18 protein-coding genes are annotated in these 16,012 nt (G+C 72.3%); 8 read left to right on the top strand and 10 right to left on the bottom strand.

Translation table 11 applies throughout. The annotated features are described in order from the left end of the window. Positions 1-59: 59 nt before the first annotated feature. Both ACESMR_RS06505 and ACESMR_RS06500 read right to left on the bottom strand, forming a co-directional pair. The gene (locus ACESMR_RS06505) at positions 60-875 is read right to left on the bottom strand and encodes a metallophosphoesterase (protein WP_373046110.1); all 816 of its coding nucleotides are present in this window, start codon (positions 873-875) and stop codon (positions 60-62) included. Positions 876-961: 86 nt separating this feature from the next. Continuing rightward, positions 962-1,489: a hypothetical protein gene (locus tag ACESMR_RS06500; RefSeq protein WP_373046108.1), complete on the bottom strand. Its 528-nt coding sequence runs from the start codon at positions 1,487-1,489 to the stop codon at positions 962-964. 168 nt (positions 1,490-1,657) lie between these two features. Here ACESMR_RS06500 and ACESMR_RS06495 point away from each other — a divergent pair, with 168 nt between their 5' ends. Further along, positions 1,658-2,074: a hypothetical protein gene (locus tag ACESMR_RS06495; protein WP_373046106.1), complete on the top strand. Its 417-nt coding sequence runs from the start codon at positions 1,658-1,660 to the stop codon at positions 2,072-2,074. Positions 2,075-2,094: 20 nt separating this feature from the next. Here the strand turns inward: ACESMR_RS06495 and ACESMR_RS06490 are convergent, their stop codons facing one another. Together ACESMR_RS06490 and larA are read right to left on the bottom strand one after the other, a co-directional pair. Further along, entirely contained in the window at positions 2,095-3,006 is a 912-nt protein-coding gene (locus ACESMR_RS06490; RefSeq protein WP_373046104.1) for an N-acetylmuramoyl-L-alanine amidase-like domain-containing protein, read from the bottom strand. 95 nt (positions 3,007-3,101) lie between these two features. Beyond that, positions 3,102-4,361, bottom strand: coding sequence for a nickel-dependent lactate racemase (gene larA, locus ACESMR_RS06485; RefSeq protein ID WP_373046102.1), 1,260 nt, complete (start codon positions 4,359-4,361; stop codon positions 3,102-3,104). 62 nt (positions 4,362-4,423) lie between these two features. Between larA and ACESMR_RS06480 the strand changes: the two genes are divergently transcribed. From ACESMR_RS06480 to ACESMR_RS06465, 4 genes are all read left to right on the top strand, one after another. Continuing rightward, the gene (locus tag ACESMR_RS06480) at positions 4,424-5,338 is read left to right on the top strand and encodes an alpha/beta fold hydrolase (protein ID WP_373046100.1); all 915 of its coding nucleotides are present in this window, start codon (positions 4,424-4,426) and stop codon (positions 5,336-5,338) included. Then, positions 5,335-5,640: a hypothetical protein gene (locus tag ACESMR_RS06475; protein WP_373046098.1), complete on the top strand. Its 306-nt coding sequence runs from the start codon at positions 5,335-5,337 to the stop codon at positions 5,638-5,640. The genes ACESMR_RS06480 and ACESMR_RS06475 overlap by 4 nt, the downstream gene beginning before the upstream one ends. Continuing rightward, a complete protein-coding gene (locus ACESMR_RS06470) occupies positions 5,637-6,131 on the top strand; it encodes a hypothetical protein (protein ID WP_373046096.1) in 495 nt (164 codons plus the stop codon). Before ACESMR_RS06475 ends, ACESMR_RS06470 begins: the two co-directional genes overlap by 4 nt. Before the next feature lie 108 nt (positions 6,132-6,239). Beyond that, positions 6,240-6,716, top strand: coding sequence for a hypothetical protein (locus tag ACESMR_RS06465; protein ID WP_373046094.1), 477 nt, complete (start codon positions 6,240-6,242; stop codon positions 6,714-6,716). On the opposite strand, the gene truD is transcribed toward ACESMR_RS06465, so the two are convergent. From truD to ACESMR_RS06440, 5 genes are read right to left on the bottom strand one after another with little or no spacing between them, the layout of a single operon-like run. Further along, the gene (truD, locus tag ACESMR_RS06460; protein WP_373046092.1) at positions 6,653-7,702 is read right to left on the bottom strand and encodes a tRNA pseudouridine(13) synthase TruD; all 1,050 of its coding nucleotides are present in this window, start codon (positions 7,700-7,702) and stop codon (positions 6,653-6,655) included. The genes ACESMR_RS06465 and truD overlap by 64 nt on opposite strands. Continuing rightward, positions 7,696-8,958 carry a DUF4388 domain-containing protein gene (locus tag ACESMR_RS06455; RefSeq protein ID WP_373046090.1) on the bottom strand — a complete coding sequence of 421 codons (1,263 nt, stop codon included), beginning with the start codon at positions 8,956-8,958 and terminating at the stop codon, positions 7,696-7,698. The genes truD and ACESMR_RS06455 overlap by 7 nt, the downstream gene beginning before the upstream one ends. A 13-nt stretch (positions 8,959-8,971) precedes the next feature. Continuing rightward, the gene (locus ACESMR_RS06450) at positions 8,972-9,889 is read right to left on the bottom strand and encodes a c-type cytochrome (protein WP_373046088.1); all 918 of its coding nucleotides are present in this window, start codon (positions 9,887-9,889) and stop codon (positions 8,972-8,974) included. A gap of 14 nt (positions 9,890-9,903) precedes the next feature. After that, entirely contained in the window at positions 9,904-11,106 is a 1,203-nt protein-coding gene (locus ACESMR_RS06445; protein ID WP_373046086.1) for a hypothetical protein, read from the bottom strand. A gap of 38 nt (positions 11,107-11,144) precedes the next feature. After that, entirely contained in the window at positions 11,145-12,113 is a 969-nt protein-coding gene (locus tag ACESMR_RS06440; protein WP_373046084.1) for a DsbA family protein, read from the bottom strand. 170 nt (positions 12,114-12,283) lie between these two features. On the opposite strand from ACESMR_RS06440, the gene ACESMR_RS06435 reads away from it, so the two are divergent. Both ACESMR_RS06435 and ACESMR_RS06430 read left to right on the top strand, forming a co-directional pair. Next, positions 12,284-13,159 carry a class I SAM-dependent methyltransferase gene (locus ACESMR_RS06435; protein ID WP_373046082.1) on the top strand — a complete coding sequence of 292 codons (876 nt, stop codon included), beginning with the start codon at positions 12,284-12,286 and terminating at the stop codon, positions 13,157-13,159. Between the two features lie 6 nt (positions 13,160-13,165). Then, positions 13,166-14,173: an asparaginase gene (locus ACESMR_RS06430; protein ID WP_373046080.1), complete on the top strand. Its 1,008-nt coding sequence runs from the start codon at positions 13,166-13,168 to the stop codon at positions 14,171-14,173. Here ACESMR_RS06430 and ACESMR_RS06425 read toward each other — a convergent pair whose 3' ends face one another. Beyond that, positions 14,174-15,037 (bottom strand): TPR end-of-group domain-containing protein, encoded by an 864-nt coding sequence (locus tag ACESMR_RS06425; protein WP_373046079.1) that lies wholly within the window; start codon positions 15,035-15,037, stop codon positions 14,174-14,176. It lies immediately after the preceding gene. Between the two features lie 49 nt (positions 15,038-15,086). Here ACESMR_RS06425 and ACESMR_RS06420 point away from each other — a divergent pair, with 49 nt between their 5' ends. Beyond that, the gene (locus ACESMR_RS06420; protein ID WP_373046077.1) at positions 15,087-16,001 is read left to right on the top strand and encodes a GGDEF domain-containing protein; all 915 of its coding nucleotides are present in this window, start codon (positions 15,087-15,089) and stop codon (positions 15,999-16,001) included. The last annotated feature ends 11 nt before the right edge of the window (positions 16,002-16,012 follow it).

The raw sequence follows: 16,012 nt of genomic DNA, 5'->3' as shown, positions 1-16,012 counted from the left end.
GCCGAAGCTAGCGGGCGGATCGGAGGCGGTCAACGAAAGGCGGGGCGCCGATGCGCCGGCTACGCCCGGCGCAGCACCAGCAGCGCCACCTCGGGCGGCGCGTTCACGCGCAGTGGCAGCGAGGCGCCGAGGCCCCGGTTCACGAAGAGCCGGGAGCGCGCGCCCACCTCGAAGAAGCCCTCGAGGTGGTGGTGGCCCATGCGCGCCGCCATGCGGTGGGTGAGCCTGCCGAGGTTGATCTGGCCGCCGTGGGTGTGGCCCGCGAGGATGAGCGCGGGATCGAAGGCGGCCACGTCCACCGCAGCGCGGGGATCGTGGGTGAGGGCGATCACCGGGTGCCGCGAGGCAGGGGCGCTGCCGAAGGCCTTCGCCGCGTCGGCGCGGTGGGTGCGGGCGTCGTCGACCCCGACGACGAGGAGCTGCTCCCCCCGGGCCGTGACGTGGGTGTGCTCGTTCTGGAGCACGGTGATGCCGATGTCCTCGAGGACCCGGCGGATCCCCGGGCCGTCGCACCAATGGTCGTGGTTGCCGAGGACCGCCACCGCGGGGTGGGGCACCTCCAGGCGCGCGAGCGAGAGCGCCAGCCGCGGGATCGCGCCGGGGTGGAAGCAGACGTAGTCGCCGGTGAGGAAGGTGAGATCCGGCGCGAGCTCGTTGAGCAGCTCCACCGCGCGATCGAGGTGGCGCGGGCGGACCATGCGCTGCACGTGCACGTCGGAGAGGTGGCCGATGGTCAAGCCGTCCAGGTGCCCGGGCAGCCCCTCGATCGGCACCTCGTGGCGCGAGACCCGCGGCGGCAGGCGCACGCGACGGCGGCGCTGCGGAACGGTGGTGACGGTGGCCTCGGCCTCTGCCCTGCGCTTGAAGATCGGCAACCTCGCCTCCTTGTGGCGAGGGTGCGAACCAGCGGCCTGCCCGCTCCATGCCCGGGCGATCCGATCGGTGGGATTGCGATCCCGCTTCATCCGCCGCACGCGGCGGGAAGGCCCTCGCCTCGGTTGAGGACCGCTGCCGCCGCTGCTGCGGTGGCCACCTCGCCGGCTGCCACCGACTCGCCGGCCCGCACCTGCGCCAGCAGGCGATCGAGGTGATCGAGGACCGCCGCCACGTGGCCCCCTTCGACCACCGGCGTGCAGCCGGCGACGCGGCCGCTCGCCACGTTGAGGAGCAGGGCGGCGAGCTCGCGCAGCGCGGGATCCTCCGCCTGCAGGGCCTGCTCCACCACCAGCGGCTCGCCCATCGAGAGGGAGAGCGCCGCGGCGCGGACGAGGGGCTCGGAGCCGTCCGGGGTGGCGACCGCCTGCATCCAGCCGATCGGCCCCATCGGTCCTTTCGTGCACGGTGGGCAGGTCGAATCCAACGCCTGGACGCTCGTTGCCGGCGCCGCCGCTGCGCCGGCGGTGGCAGCAGGCGCCGCCGGGGCCAGGGAGAGCAGGACACCGAGGGATCCCACCGCCGCCGCCCCGACTGCCATTGCTGCAATGCGCATGTGCACCTCCTCGCCAGTAAGGGTGCAGCAACCGGCAGGCCCCGGCGGCGGCTTCCAACCCGACGAGGGGCACCCGAAAGCGACCCGCGGGGTCGCAGCTGCCCACGAGCGGCGACGGCTCCCCGGATCGGTCGGTGGGACCTACGTTGCTGGGGAAGGGAGGACGCGATGGCCGATCGTCCGCAGGCACCCCGTTCGCCCGAGGTCGAGCACGAGCTCGGCACCGGCGGCGACCACGACATCGTCAAGGGCCCGAGGGCGTCCGACGACGCCACCTTCGTCCGGGTGGGAACGGCGGAGGATCCGTTCGACGCGGATCTCATCGCCAGCGCCCTCGACGAGGCGAACATCCCGGTGGTGGCCCGGGCGCAGAAGGATCATCTCCTCGATCCGCTGGTGAACCCGAACGCGCCCTTCTGGGCGATCATGGTTCCCGCCGAGCACGAGCCGATCGCCCGGGAGATCGTCGAGCGCCGCCACGCGGAGCTGCGGGCGAGCGCCGGGGATCTCGAGCGTGCCGCAAGCGAAGAGGAGCGCAGCACCGAAGCGCCGGGGGAGATGCCCTTCCCGCCGCTCGGGAGCTGACCCGGGCCCGGTCGCCGAGGTCATCTGGTGGAGGCCGCAGCCGGGACGACGTCCAGGGCTGCGGTCCTGCGCTCGACGAGGGCGCGGACGTGCGCGGCGTTGTCCCGCACGGCGAGGAGGTTGATCCCCTCCACCTCCCATTTGCGCATCCGCGCGTGGCGGCCGAGGAAGCGCTCGATCGGCTCGTCGACCACCTCGCGGCGCCCGTAGCTGGCGTGCCGGACGAAGCGCTTGCCCTCCTTCACGATCACGAAGCCGGTGTGGGTGACGCGGTTGATCCGATCGGGCCGCGCCTTGCGCACCACGTTGAGCACCAGCCCTTCCGGAAGGCGCTGTGCGATCGCCTGTGCCTGCGCGAGCGGGATCATGGGCAGGCGGAAGGTGCCGCGCAGCTCCTCTTGCCAGGGCAGGGCGCGCAGGGCCCTGCCGCGGCCCCGCCAGATCCCCTCGTCGTACGCGATGGCCACCTCGGTGGCGCCGGGCAGCGCTGCGGTCACGTCCTCGAGGTAGCCCTTGGCGATCTGGTCGGGGATCCACTGCGCGATCATCAGGTGGAGCCGGTGCTCGAAGGCGGGGGCCCTGCCGGCGCGGTAGCGGATGTCGTCGAGGGCTGCCGCCGCTGCGGCGATGTCGTCGGCGTTGCCCACCGCGAGCGCGGTCTCCACGAAGGTGAGGCAATCGACGCCGTCCCAGCGCAGCAGCGGATCGGGGTCGGGCCCCGTCCCCTCGCCCAGGGGCGAAACGACGTAGGGCGTGCCGAGGAAGGCCTCGGAGGCGGCGCGGGTGCGGGCCCAGCCAGCGCCGGTGGCGGCGAGGGCGCGCACCGCCTCGCCGCGACCGCCCGCATCGGCGCTGCGGAAGCGGAAGGCGGCGCCTTCTGCCGTGGCGGCGAGCGGGAGGAGGGCGAGGAGGAGAACGAGCAGGGGGCGCATCGAGAGCGATGGTAGAGCCTGTCGGGCCCACGGTGAAGGAGCAGGAGCCTGCTCGGGCCCTCGTGGGCCGGAAGCGGGAGCTTGCGTCGCGTGGTTCAGGCGGCGGTGGGGCCGTCGGTGTGGGGCAGGGTCCGGGCGCCCTCCGGGAGGAGCAGGGTGCGGCCCATCGGCCCCGCGCGCGCCACCGCCTCCTCGAGGCTGGCCGCAGGCTCGAAGCCGAGGCCCCTGGCCAGCGCCGGATCGATCCCCTCGCTCACCAGGATGCAGCGCGCCGCAGCGGTCTTGCGCCGGAGCGCCAGGGCGGTGTGGGAGGCGATGGAGAAGGAGCGGCGCAGCGCCGCTTCGTGGGCCTCCGGCGTCGGGTGGGCGAGGGCCGCCGCGAAGGCGGGGCTGCCGGCGCCCTCGGGGCAGGCGGCGAGGAGGATCACCGTGCCGCCGGGACGCACCGTCCTGCAGGCTGCCTCGAGGGCCTTGTGGGCCTGGTAGAGGTTCAGGTCGAAGGGCAACCCGCCACAGGAGGCGACGACGCAATCGGCCGGCTGCCCGATGGACCGCTCCTGCCAGCGCCGGTGGAAGGCGGCTGCAGCGAGGTGCGCCTCGCGGAGCGCCCCGGCGAAGAAGCCAGCGGGCCTCCGTCCGCGTTGCAGCGCGAGCTGGAGGAGGAAGATCGGCGGGGCGAGGGCGACCACCGCGGCGATCGCGGCCTGCAGCGGATTTCCCTCGAGGACGCCGGGCCGCGCCTGCGGATGACGCCCCGGGCCGGGGTCGGCGAGGCACTGGCGGTGGATCGCCAGCGCGGTGGCCCGGTCGGCGAGCCCCGGGGCGAGGAGCTTGCCGCCGCCGCCGAAGCCGGCGAGGTAGTGGAAGGAGATCGGCCCGACGAGGACCAGCTTGTCCGCCTGCGCGGCGACGCGGTCGACGCGCACCGTGCCCAGGCCCGGCGCCTTCCCCAGCGCGCGGTGGGCTCCAGGGTCGTCGCAATCCCGATCCCCCACCGGCAGGTCCACGCCGCCGGAGAGCCGGCGCAGCTCCGCCGCCGTGGAGCGGCGGTGGGTGCCGTTGGCGATGCGGATCTCGATCGATGCGGCGCCGCCCCGGGCGATCGCCTCCACCGCCGCCGGCACCACGACCTCGGGCGCGGCGTAGCGGGTCGCGTCCGGTACCACCACCACCACCCGGTCCCCTGGCTCGACGAAGGTGGAGAGCCCCTGGCTCCCGCGGGGCCTGGCGAGGGCGCCCAGCGCTGCAGCGGCAGGATCCGGCAGCGGCGGCGGCTCCTCACCCGCCACCACCTCGGCGCCGCGCAGGCAGGCGGGCAGCTCGATCGTGCCTTCTCCGTAGCGCAGGACGTTCATCGAAGGTCTTCGCCTCCAAAGCGTTGCTTCCCCCGGGCGGCGCAAGGGGTACCTTGGACCGCATGGGCAGGGAAGCAGAAGAGGTAAGGGAAGAGCGGGTGGAGGTGGCGCCCGGCGTGCGGCTCTGGTACCGCGCCGCCGGCAGCGGACCCGCGATCGTCTGCCAGAACGGCGTGGGCGTCACCATCACCTTCTGGGAGGAGTTCGCCGAGCGCTTCGCGCGGCACGGCTACACCACGGTGATCTGGGACTACCGCGGCCACGGGCGCTCCGACGAGCCGCGGGAGCCGAATGAGCTGACCCTCGACATCTGCGTGGAGGATCTGGCGAAGGTCCTCGACCACGCCGGGATCGAGAAGGCCTGCCTCCTCGGCCATTCGATGGGGGCGCAGCTCGGGTGGGAGTTCTACCGGAAGCATCCGGAGCGGGTGACCGGGTTGGTACCCACCCTCGGCACCTACCGGAACGCGGTCTCCTCCTTCTACGACATGCCGCGGATCGCGCCGAAGGTCTTCGCCTCGGCCTCCTACGTCGCCAACAGCTTCCCGCAATTCGTGAAGAAGCTCACCGGTCTCGCGGCCTGGCAGCCGGCGCTCTCCGATCTCGTCGTCCGCAAGCTCGAGATCGTCCACCCCACGCTCTCGCCGAAGGGCTGGCTGCCGCCCTACCTCGAGCACATGGCCAAGCTCGATCCGCGGGTCTTCTTCGCACTGGCGGTGGCGATCAAGGACCACGACGCCTCCGATCTGCTCCCACGGATCGGCGTTCCCACCCTGGTGGTGGCAGGGGAGCGGGATTTCTTCTGCCCGCCGCGGGTCGCGAAGGAGATGGCCGATCTCATCCCCGGGGCGGAGCTGCTGGTGATCCCCGGCGGCTCCCACGCCGCCACGATCGAGCAGCCGGATCTCTTCGATCTGCGGCTCGAGCGCTTCCTCGAAGAGCGGGTCCTGGCGCGGAAGCAGGCGGAGCACGCTTGATCGGAGCGGGCGACGGCGGGATCCTCTCCGCCGGAGGTCCCTCGATGCGCCCGCTGTCGTTGCTGTTGATCACCTTCCTGCTCGCTCCTGTCGCCGCCACCGCGGAAGGCTCCGCCGTGCCCGTCGCCGAACGGCTCGAGAAGAAGCGGGCGGAGCTGGAGAAGCTGCGGGCGGCCCGCGACGCAGCGCTGGTGCAGGCGAACATCTACCAGCTGCCCCAGCACAAGCTCGAGGCCGAGGCGAAGCAGAAGGAGATCGACGCCGTCGAGGCGGAGATCGACGAGCTCGAGAAGAAGAAGTGAGGGCGTGGTTCGTCCTGATGCTCCTCGCCGTCTCCTCGCCGGCATTGGCGCAGGCCTGGGTCTGGCGCGACGAGGTCGGCGCCGAGCATTGGACCGACGACCCGACCACCGTGCCGGAGGCGCACCGCCACAGCCTGCGCCGCCTCGGCGAAGAAGAGCAGGCCGACGAGGACGAGGGCGGCTGGTACTCGGGCATCTCCGTCGACGACACGGAGACCGATCCCCGGGCGATCCTGCAGGCGCAGATCGAGCTGCAGCGGCGGCAGGCGCTCCTTCGCTCGATCGAGGCCCTGCAAGTCGAGGTGGCGGCGCTCGAGCGGGAGCGGATCGGCCTCGACAACGAGCACCGCCGCTACAAGGTCGGCGGACGGATCGGGGCCGCGGACCGAGCCGTTGCTGCAAAAGCGAAGCTCGACGCCCTCGACCGCGAGCTGGCGGAGAAGCGCGCGGCCCTCGCCCGGGCGGAAGCGGGCCTGGCGGTCCTCGAATAGCGCCGTTGCGGCGCGGCCCCTTGCAGACCCAACGTTCCCGGCAGGGCCCGCGTGTGATGCACCCGGCGGGCGAACGGGCGGGCGGATGCTCGTCCACGGAGGTGGTCGATGCGAGGTGGATCGAGGTTGGCGCTCGCCCTGCCGGCAGCGCTCCTGCTGGCGACCGGTTGCTTCGGGGGCAGCGGCGACGAGCCCGTCGACGAGATGGGAACCAACAAGCCGGGCAGCGCCGGCGAGGAGGGCGTGCGGGATCCCCGCGGGCTCGGCGCCGGCACCGAGGACGCGCCGGAGGGCCGGAGCGGCACGCTCGGTCCGCCGGAGGGCTACCGGTCCCGGGAAGAGGTGCTCCGGCAGACCCCTGCCACCCAGGAGCCGGGGAGCCCCGGCCGCGAAGCGCCGGAACCCGGTGCCTCGGAGCGGGCCGGCATGGAGATGGAAGAGGGCGAGGCCGAGCCGAAGACACCCGCCGAGCCGCAGAGCGGCGCACGCTGTGGGGGGGGTGTGCCGCCGGCGCGGGGCCTTCAGGCCTCCAGCGCCGGCGGCAGCTCGCCCTTCACGATCTCGCGGAGCACGACCGTGGCGTAGGCGCCGGGCGGCAGCTCGAAGGAGAGGAGGAGGGCGTCTGCTTCGGCGCGGACGTCCACCGCCACCGGCAGGCGCAGCGCCCGCCGCGTTCCTTCCGCGTCGCTGCACCGGGCGAGGTGCGCAGGCGTCACGCCGGTCTCGGCGAGGATCCGCTCCTCCAGCGCAGCAGGGGCGCCGGTCGGCGCCGGCCGCACCTTGCGCCCGGGCATCGGCCCCGTCACCGAGATCTCGAACGAGGCGACCCGCTGCTCGTCTACCGCGGGATCCGCGCAGACGAACATGCCGCCGGACGGCAGCTTCTGCAGCACGTCGCCGACCTGCGGGTGGCGCCAGCTGCCGTCGCGGATCCGCTCGGCGAGCACCCGGTTGAAGACCTCGCTCTGGAAGGCGCTGATCAGGAAGCGGCGCTGGGTCCGATCCCGCACCCGCCGCACCCGCGGATCGTCCTGGCCGAGGAGGAGGAGCCGGCCCACCTCGCCGTTGTCGCCGAAGCGGCCGAAGCGCTGGGGCCCGTAGAAATTGGGCATGCCGCGTTCGGCGAGGGCGGCGGCGATCGCGCGCGCGCGCTCCAGCCCGTCCTCCACGGCGCCGCGCAGGCGCAGCTCGAAGCGGTTGCCCTTGAGGTGCCCGGTCCGGAGTTTGTTGCCGTGGCGCCTGGCCTCGAGGACCCGGAAGCCCTCGCCCTCCAGCCCCTGCGCCCGCTCCGGCGTGATCCCGGCGAAGCTCACCCACTGGGTGGTGAGGGCGTGGCGATCCTTCTGCCCGGCGACCCCTGCGTCCCGGTCGCGCACGGAGAGCATCCGCGCCAGCTCCTGCACCACCTCGCGGGTGTTGCGCCCGCGCTTCTCGACGTGGAGGAAGGTGTGCTCACCCTCGCCGCTGGGGAGGTAGGCGGGAATTTCGTCGACCCGGAAATCCTCCGGGATCACCTTGGCGATGCCGGCGGTGCCGGGGAGATCCGGGGTCACGTAGGGATGATTCACCACTCGCTCGTTCCGAAAAGCAGCCGCAGCCGCGCGTGCAGGTCCGCGCTGCCGTGGGGGTCGAGGTGCTTCTCCGCCTGGCGGATCAGCTGCGACAGCACCGGCTGCAGCGACTCGAGCAGCACCGTGCGCGGCCCCTTGCCGCTGGCCTGCGCCGCCTCCGGCAGACGCTGCAGGATCTCGCCCAACGGAAGCGATCCGTCCAGATCGAAAGCGAGGCCGGCGAAGAGCGGATCGCTTCCCGAGGCGAGCACGGTCTGCGCCTCCACCACGAAGGAGGACAGGACGCCTGCGAGCGCCACCTCGGTGAAGACCTCGCAGAAGATCCGGTTGAAGGAGCGGAGCAGATCGCGCAGCGGCACGGGATCGGCCCCGAGGTCCGCCAGGGGCCGGGCCGCCCGATCCTCGCGGACCTCCACCGCTCCCGCCTCGGCGAGGTGGAAGAGCGTGCGCATCACCTCCACCTCGGGAAGGCGGAGCCGCTCCGCGAGCTCGGCTGCCGTCGCCTCGCCGGTCTCGAGCCCGGCGACGATCTGCAGCGCCGCCTCGTCGGGAGGATCCACTGCCGCACCGGTGCGCCGCACCGGGGCCTGCGGGGAGGGGATGCGGGTCCGGTAGTGGGCCAGTTCGTCGAGGCGCCGCAGCCCGTCGAGCAGGAGCCCCTGCGCCGCCACGGCGGTCTCGCCGTTCTGCGGGGGCACCGGGTGGTCGCGGAAGAAGAAGCTGCCCACCGGCCGGAGGAGGATCGCCTCGAAGACCAGCGCGATCTGCGCCTGCACCGCCTGCTCGAGGCGCTCGCGATCGAGCAGGCCCCGCTCCACCAGCCGCTGCCCGACCCGCCTGCCGGCAGCGGGGCTGGAGAGGAGCCGGGCCAGATCGGCCCGCTCGAGCAGCCCCAGCCGCAGCGCCACCTCGCCGAGCCGCTCGCCGGCCTGGGTGGAGGAGGCGGCGACGAGATCGCCCGCGGCGAAGACCAGTGTCCGCTCCACCGCGCCGGTGATCACGTGGAAGAGCCCGCTGCGGCGCCCCTGGGCCAGGAGCATCACCACGTCGGAGAAGGGGACGCCGTCGAGGTCGCCGGAGAAAGCGACGCGCCCGATCGGCTGCTGCGATCCGACGTCTGGCTGTCGGATCGCGAGGAGCAGATCGGGCGCTGTGCGGGCGAGGGCGAATCGCCCCGGGTGGTCGGCGAGCTGGAGGCTCGCCCCTTCGTCGACGGAGATCCCGCCGTCGTTCTCCACGAGGAGCGAGCCGCTCACGCCCGTCGTCCTTCTAGCGATCGAAGGCGGTGCGCGAGCGCTCCGACTTCTCGTACATCGTGATGCCTTCTGCAGAGATCGCCGCAGCGCGGGTGAGCGCCTTCGCCCACGCGTCGCCGTTCTTGAGGCCGCGGGGGGCCTTGTAGACGCTGGCGCCCTTCTGCCCCTGGCCCACGAAGGCGGAGAGCGCCTTCTCGTACTCGGCCTTCTTCTTCGCGTCGGGGTGGGTGACCACCACGCGCTGGAGCTTGCCGTCGGTGCCGATGCCGAGGCCCACGCGGATCCGCTCGCCGCCGGGGACGTCCATCATCTGGAAGGAGAGGTAGCCGAGCCGATCGGCGGCCTTGAGCAGGTCGAGCTCCACCGGCTTCCAGGGAACCAGCCGCACGTCGTCGTCGTCGCGCTGGCCCTTGTAGACGGTGAGGACCACCACCTCGAGCTCCTTCTGGCTGAGCTTGAGGTTGAGGTTCTCGGCGAGACGCTCGGCGCCCCACTGGTCGATCTGGAAATCCTTCGCGGTGAACTTCGCCGCGTCGGGGAAGAACTGGGTCACGGTGAGGCTGCCGTCCCGGAGCCACTGGACGATGTCCCAGGTCTCGAGGGTCGAGAGGGCCGAGGCGAAGCTGTGCCCCGGGATCCAGCCGTTGCGGCCCATGCCCTTGCGGATCGCCTTGCGGAGGTCGCCGTCGGAGCGCTGGGCGAGGAAGGCGCTGTCCCGGAGGTCGGGCAGGTTGCCGAGGTTCTTGCCCTGGCTGGCCTGCTGCCAATAGGTCGAGCCGCCGCCATCGGCGCCGTGGCAGGAGGCGCATTCCATCCGGAAGAGCCGGCCCCCCCGCTCGGTGTCGCCGCGAACCGGCGCGTCGGCGGACGCGGCGGCGGGCGCGAGCAGGAGAGCGGCCATCGGTGCGAAGCTTGCGAGCATCTTGCGCATGGTCGTTCTCCGGATCACTTGGCGCGGAAGGGGGTGCGGGTACGGGCGCCGGTGCTGCTGGTCGGCGCCGCGGGCGGCTGCAGGTTCTGCTTCACGCCGAAGTCGGGCCAGGTCGACACCTCGTCGGCGAACTGCAGGCGGTACTTCGCGTGGCAGCGCATGCAGACCTGATCCTGCACCTGCAGCATCGATGCGAGCACGGCGGTGCGGTCGGCGGCCTGGGTCTCGAGGCCAGCGGCGCGGTCCACCAGCGAGGCGGCGAGGCGGTCGAACTCCTCGCCGAAGCCACCGCCGATCTTCGGCATCTTGCCGGCGATCTTCGCGGCCTGCTCCTTCACCTCTGCTGCTGCGGCCGCAGCAGCGGGGGTGCCCGCGTGGCGCTCGAGCTCCATCCACTTGCGGCCGAGCTCGTTCATCACGCCGGCGATGTCGCTCTCGTCGGGACCGGCGACGCCGACCATCTCCGTGCCCTCGGTGATCCCGTTGCGGGTGCGGCGGCGCTTCTCCTGCTCGGTGGTCTCGGCGAGGCCCGGGGTGGCGACGCCGACGCCGAGGGCGAACTCGACCTTCTGGGCGCGGCGGCCGTCGGTGCGTTCCACCTCGAGCTCGTAGAGGCCGCTGGTGCCGGCGGTGAAGTGGGCGCCGTACGTGCCCGCGTCCCCGAGCTCGTGGATCTGGTAGGTGCGGTCGAGGCCGCCGCCGGCCACGCGGACCTTGAGCTTGCCGCCCTCGAGGGGCTTGCGATCGCCGTACGCGGGGTCGGGGATCGGGAGCATCTCGTTGATGCGGAAGAAGAGCTCCACCGGATCGCCGGCCTTCGGCTCGCCGGGGCGGACCGAGAGCACGTAGACGTAGTCGCCCACGCGCTTGGTGTGGCGCAGCTCCTTGTGCGGCCCGATCGGCTTCTCCTCGACGGGCGCTGCAGCAGGGGCGGCGAGCTGGCCCGCGTCCTTGAAATCGATGGGCTTCGGAGGCTCCTTCGGCTTCTCCGGCTCGCCGGTCACGGGCTTCGCCGCCGTGCCTTCGGGCGCTGCGGCGGGGGCCTCGGTGCCGTCCGCGGGGGCGGGGGCCACCGGAGGCGGCGGCGGGGGCTTGGTCGGAGTCTGCTGGCCCGGCGCCACCACCGGGCGGCGCGCCTGTGCGGTACCCGCGACGAGCAGCGTGCCGAGCAGCACCGCACCGACGAGAAGGGTCCCGCGCGGAAGGAGAGAACGCACGTGTCGACCTCGCTTCGGGCCGCTCGGGCCCGGCTGAATCATTCGTTGGCCCACTTGCCGCCGTGGGACTGCCATTCGAGCTCGTCCTCGATGGTGAAGCGAAGCAGCTCCGGACTCAAGGGGAGCGCGTACTGCCTGCCGTTCACGAAGACGGTGGGGGTGCCCATCACGCCCAGCTTCCTGCCCTGGTCGCGCTGCTTCTCGACCACCGGGGCGAGCTCGTCCTTCTGCACGGCCTGGACGAGACCCTGCGGATCGAGGCCCACCTGCTGGACCAGGTCCTTGATCACCTGGGGCGAGAGGCGCTGCTGGTTCTTGAAGATCAGCTCGTGCAGCTCCCAGAACTTGCCCTGGCGTTGGGCGTAGACCGCTGCCTGCGACGCGCTGAAGGCGTTGTCGTGGGTGGGCAGGGGGAAGTGCTGGAAGCAGAGGCGCACGTCGGGATGCTGCTCCGCGACCTGGTGCAGCAGGGGAGCCGCCGCGGCGCAGTGCGGGCACTCGTAGTCGGCGTACTCGACCAGGGTCACCTTCGCGTCGGCAGGGCCGAGGCAGGGCGCGTCCACGAGCTCGATCGACTTGCGGTTCTTCTGGTCGAAGGAGTTGTAGTAGCGCCCGTAGGCGGTGAGGGCCTCGGTGGCGCTGGCGCCACCGGCGAGGGCGTTCGCGAGCACGGTGAGCCCGCGCATCGCGTGGCGCTTGCAGGGCTTGTCCTCCTTGAGGCAGCCCGCGAGCGTGTAGGGCGATCCGTCGTAGACGAACTCGTCCTGCGCCACCTGGACCAGGGTCTGCCGCAGGTAGGGCGGCAGGTTCTCCACCGGAAAGCCCGGGAGTGCCTGCTGTGCCTGCTCGAGGCTCATGGTGCCGCCTGCTGCAGGGGCACCGGCAGGGGGAGCTGCTGCGGGCTGCTCGGCTTCGTCGGCGCGGGGGGCCGCGTTGCCGTCTTCCCGCATGCAGGCGGAGACGCAGAGCGCGGCGAGGAGGGCGATCGAGAAGGACTTCAGGCGCATGAGATCGTTTGTATCCCTTCGGGGCCGCCAGCGGAGCGGCCTCGTACGTGCTGTCTCGCCCCTGGCGGGATGGTCGGCGGGCATCCTAGCGGACGCTTGTCAAGATTGTAAAGGTTGCATCCGCCTGCTAATTCCGGCCTGAATCCCGCGTTCTTCACGAGGTGGAAGCGATGCCCGAAGCAGAGCGCAAGGCGGTGACGGCGGTGGTCTCGGCTCCTTCCCAGGCTCCCTCGCAGGAGAACACGGCGGTGCGGGTGGCGGAGGCCGAGCGCTCCCGGGTCGCCTATCCGCTCTGCGGCGCCGACGGCACGCCCTGGTTCGAGTCCTACTTCGGCGCGGACTACGGCCTCCTCTATCCCGACAAGGATGCAGCCTCCGGCGACGCCGAGGCGAAGGCGATCGTCGCCGCGCTGGCGATGCGTCCGGGCGCGAGGGTCCTCGACGTGGGCTGCGGCACCGGCCGCCACGCGATCGCCCTCGCCAGGCGCGGCTGCGCCGTGACCGCCCTCGATCGCTCCGCCGCGCTCCTCGGCGCAGCCGCTGCCGCCCGCGACGAGGCCGGCGTGGCGCTCGAGCTCCGCCTCGGCGACATGCGGACCCTGCCGCTTCCCGGCGCGCAGCGCTACGACGCGGTGCTCTCCCTCTTCACCTCGTTCGGCTATTTCTCCGACGGGGAGAACGAGGCGGTGGCCAAGGGGATGGCGGCGTCGCTGCTTCCCGGCGGCCGCCTGCTCCTCGACCTCAACAACCGGGAGCTGCTGGAGAAGGCGCACGGAACCCGCACCTGGACCGAGCGCCCCGGCGGCTACCTTCTCGACGAGTTCGCCTACGACGCGGACGCCCGGCGCTTCCTCGGCAACCGGATCCTCCTCACCGAAGGGCGCGAGCGGCGGTATCCGTTCGACCACCGCGCCTATTCGGAGCCGGAGATCCGCGCGCTGCTGAAGCGGTCCGGGCTGCGGGTGCTGGCGGTGTACGGCTCCCTGGAGCGCACGCCGTTCAACGCCCGCGCCTCGCGCATGGTGGTCCTCGCAGAAAAGCCGTAGGCTCTCGTGGCCCTTCCCAAGGTTCTCCTCCTCCACACCGGCGGCACCCTCGGCATGGTGGGCCGCCCCGGTCCCCTGCGCCCCTCCGATTTCGCCGAGCAGATCCGCGAACGGGTCCCCGAGCTCTGGCGGATCGCGCGGCTCGATCTCGAGATCTTCGCGAACGTCGACTCCTCCGACATGAGCCCCGATCTGTGGCAGGGGCTCGCGCGGCGGATCCACGAGCGGCTCCCGAAATACGAGGGCATCGTCGTCACCCACGGCACCGACACCATGGCCTACACCGCCTCGGCGCTCTCGCTGATGCTGCGAGGCCTGGACAAGCCGGTGGTGCTCACCGGATCGCAGCGGCCGCTCGGCGAGATCCGCACCGACGCGCGGCTCAACCTCATCGACGCGGTGACGGCGGCGGCCCGGGGGGCGGAGCTCCCCGAGGTGGTGATCTGCTTCGACTCGCGCCTCTTCCGCGGAAACCGCGCCCGCAAGGTGAGCATCGCCGAGTACGACGCCTTCGACTCGCCCAACCTGCCGCCGCTCGGTGGGCTCGGGGTGGAGGTGACCATCGCGCCGCACCGCAGGCGCGCAGGGCCCCTCAAGCTGATGGACCGGCTCGAGAGCCGGGTCCACACCATCTTCGCCTTCCCCGGCATGGATCCCGCGCCGCACCTCGCCTGGCTCGAGAGCGGCGAGGTCCGGGGCCTCGTGCTCTTCGCCTTCGGCGCCGGCAACTTCGCGCAGGTCGGTCCCCACTCGCTCCTGCCGCTCTTCGAGCGCGCCCACGAGCGCGGCATCCCGGTGCTGGTCGGATCGCAGGTCCCGCGCAACGCCGTCGCCCTGCCCATGTACGAATCGGGCGCCGCGGCCCTCGCCCTCGGCGCCGTGGGCGCAGGTGACATGACCCCCGAGACCGCGGTGGTCAAGATGATGCACGCCCTCGCCTATGGACGCAGTGCCGCAGGCGTCCGCCGCATCCTCGAGAGCAACGTCGCCGGCGAGCGCACCCCCGGCACATGATCAGCGCGACAGGGGCCGCGGCCTGGTGAGCTCGACGAAGCGCGGCTCGTCGCGCAGCGGGGCGAGCTCCGGCGCGGTGCGGGCGTACATCCGGTAGAGGGTCGGATCCGCTGCGATCGCCTCCTCGAGGGCATCGAGGATCGCAGCAGCGGGAGCGCCCTGCGCCGCGAGCACACGGCTCTCGAGCCAGGGGAGCGCGCCATCCGGCCCGCAGGGCGCGAGCTGCGACGCCGCCGCGATCTCCGCTCGCGCCGCCTCGTGCCTTCCCGCGGCGAGGAGCCTCTCCCCGCGCTCGACGTGGAGCCTGCGTGCCGCTGCCTCCACGTCGATCACGCGCACGTCGCGGCGCGTGCCGGGGCCCTCTATCCCAAGCAGCGCCGCCCCTTCGCCCGCAGGGGCCAGCATCACCTCGACGCCCTCGCCGGTCCGCGCCACCTCGACCGCATCGTCGCCTTTGCCCACCAGCACCACCTGCAGGTGGCTGCCGTAGCGATCCGCGGCGGTGCGCGTCTCGAGTCGGTAGGCGCCGACGAGGAGGGTGGGTCTCCACGGCGGCGCCTCGCCAGCGAGCGCCCCGGGCAGCGCCGCCTCGAGGGGCGTGCCCTTCCGCACTGCCGCTGCGACCTCGCGGGCCGTAGCGGGATCGACGCCTTCCGCCTCCGCCGGGCCGCAGCGCCCGAGGCGCCGCACGCCGAGCCGCGGCGGCGCGCCTTCCGCGTCGAGGAGCTCGATCTCCACGAGGCCGTCGTCCTGCAACGCGATCCGCTGGTGGATCACCGGCTCGTCGCCGGGATCCGCCGAGGGGCCGTGGGCGCAGCCCAACGGCAGGGAAACGAGGAGAGCCGCCAGGGCGATGGCGCCCATGTGCGGCGCGCTCCCATCCCACGTCCATAGGCTTGAAAGCATCAGGCACATGCTCGATACAATCGCGGGACCCATGGAACAGGACAAGACCCTCGTCTTCCGGCTCGACGACATCCGCACCCGCCAGCGGACGGAGAACGCTTATCTCATCGTGATCGCCGGTAAGGCGATCGGGAAGATGTACAAGCTCGCCGGCGAGGAGATGGTCATCGGTCGCAGCCCCGACGCGCAGGTCTTCCTCGACGACGACGGCGTCTCGCGGCGCCACGCGCGGATCGAGCGGACCGACGAAGGGGGCCTGCGCCTGGTGGACATGCACTCCACCAACGGCACCTGGTTCAACGGCGGGCGGATCGAGAACCGCGACCTCCGGGATGGCGACAAATTCCAGATCGGCTCCACGACCATCCTCAAGTTCAGCTACCAGGACGCCCTCGAGGAGCAGTTCCAGCAGCAGCTCTACGACTCCGCCACCCGCGACGGGCTCACCCGGATCTACAACAAGCGCTTCTTCCTCGACCGGCTGCAGCAGGAGTTCAGCTATTCGCTGCGCCACCGCCTGCCGCTCTCGCTGCTGATCTTCGATCTCGATCATTTCAAGCAGATCAACGACACGCTGGGCCACCCGGTGGGCGACGCGGTGCTGCAGGAGCTCGCGCACCGGATCGGCGACACGCTGCGGACCGAGGACATCTTCTGCCGGTACGGCGGTGAGGAATTCGCGATCATCATGCGCGAATCGCCAGCGGAGAAGGCGGCGCTCGCCGCCGAGCGCGTGCGCCGGCTGGTGGCCGGCGCGCCGTTCAGCCACGAGGGCGGCAGCCTCCCGGTGACCATCTCCGTCGGCGTGGCGACGCTGGAGGCGGGCAATTTCTCCAGCCCCGCCGCGCTGGTGGCGGAGGCCGATCGCCAGCTCTACGACGCCAAGCAGCGCGGCAGGAACCGGGTCGGCGCCCGCATCTGAGGCGCGCCCCG

Origin of the sequence: Vulgatibacter sp. (genome assembly GCF_041687135.1) — a bacterium.
Lineage (GTDB): Bacteria > Myxococcota > Myxococcia > Myxococcales > Vulgatibacteraceae > JAWLCN01.
Note: the sequence above shows the minus strand (reverse complement) of the source record. Positions and strands in the feature narration are given on the sequence as shown.

Coding starts and splice junctions, on each gene's coding strand:
- ACESMR_RS06500 (WP_373046108.1), bottom strand. CDS start 1,489: ATGCGCATTGCAGCAATGGCAGTCGGGGCGGCGGCGGTGGGATCCCTC.
- ACESMR_RS06495 (WP_373046106.1), top strand. CDS start 1,658: ATGGCCGATCGTCCGCAGGCACCCCGTTCGCCCGAGGTCGAGCACGAG.
- ACESMR_RS06490 (WP_373046104.1), bottom strand. CDS start 3,006: ATGCGCCCCCTGCTCGTTCTCCTCCTCGCCCTCCTCCCGCTCGCCGCC.
- larA (WP_373046102.1), bottom strand. CDS start 4,361: ATGAACGTCCTGCGCTACGGAGAAGGCACGATCGAGCTGCCCGCCTGC.
- ACESMR_RS06480 (WP_373046100.1), top strand. CDS start 4,424: ATGGGCAGGGAAGCAGAAGAGGTAAGGGAAGAGCGGGTGGAGGTGGCG.
- ACESMR_RS06465 (WP_373046094.1), top strand. CDS start 6,240: ATGCGAGGTGGATCGAGGTTGGCGCTCGCCCTGCCGGCAGCGCTCCTG.
- ACESMR_RS06450 (WP_373046088.1), bottom strand. CDS start 9,889: ATGCGCAAGATGCTCGCAAGCTTCGCACCGATGGCCGCTCTCCTGCTC.
- ACESMR_RS06440 (WP_373046084.1), bottom strand. CDS start 12,113: ATGCGCCTGAAGTCCTTCTCGATCGCCCTCCTCGCCGCGCTCTGCGTC.
- ACESMR_RS06435 (WP_373046082.1), top strand. CDS start 12,284: ATGCCCGAAGCAGAGCGCAAGGCGGTGACGGCGGTGGTCTCGGCTCCT.
- ACESMR_RS06425 (WP_373046079.1), bottom strand. CDS start 15,037: ATGGGCGCCATCGCCCTGGCGGCTCTCCTCGTTTCCCTGCCGTTGGGC.
- ACESMR_RS06420 (WP_373046077.1), top strand. CDS start 15,087: ATGCTCGATACAATCGCGGGACCCATGGAACAGGACAAGACCCTCGTC.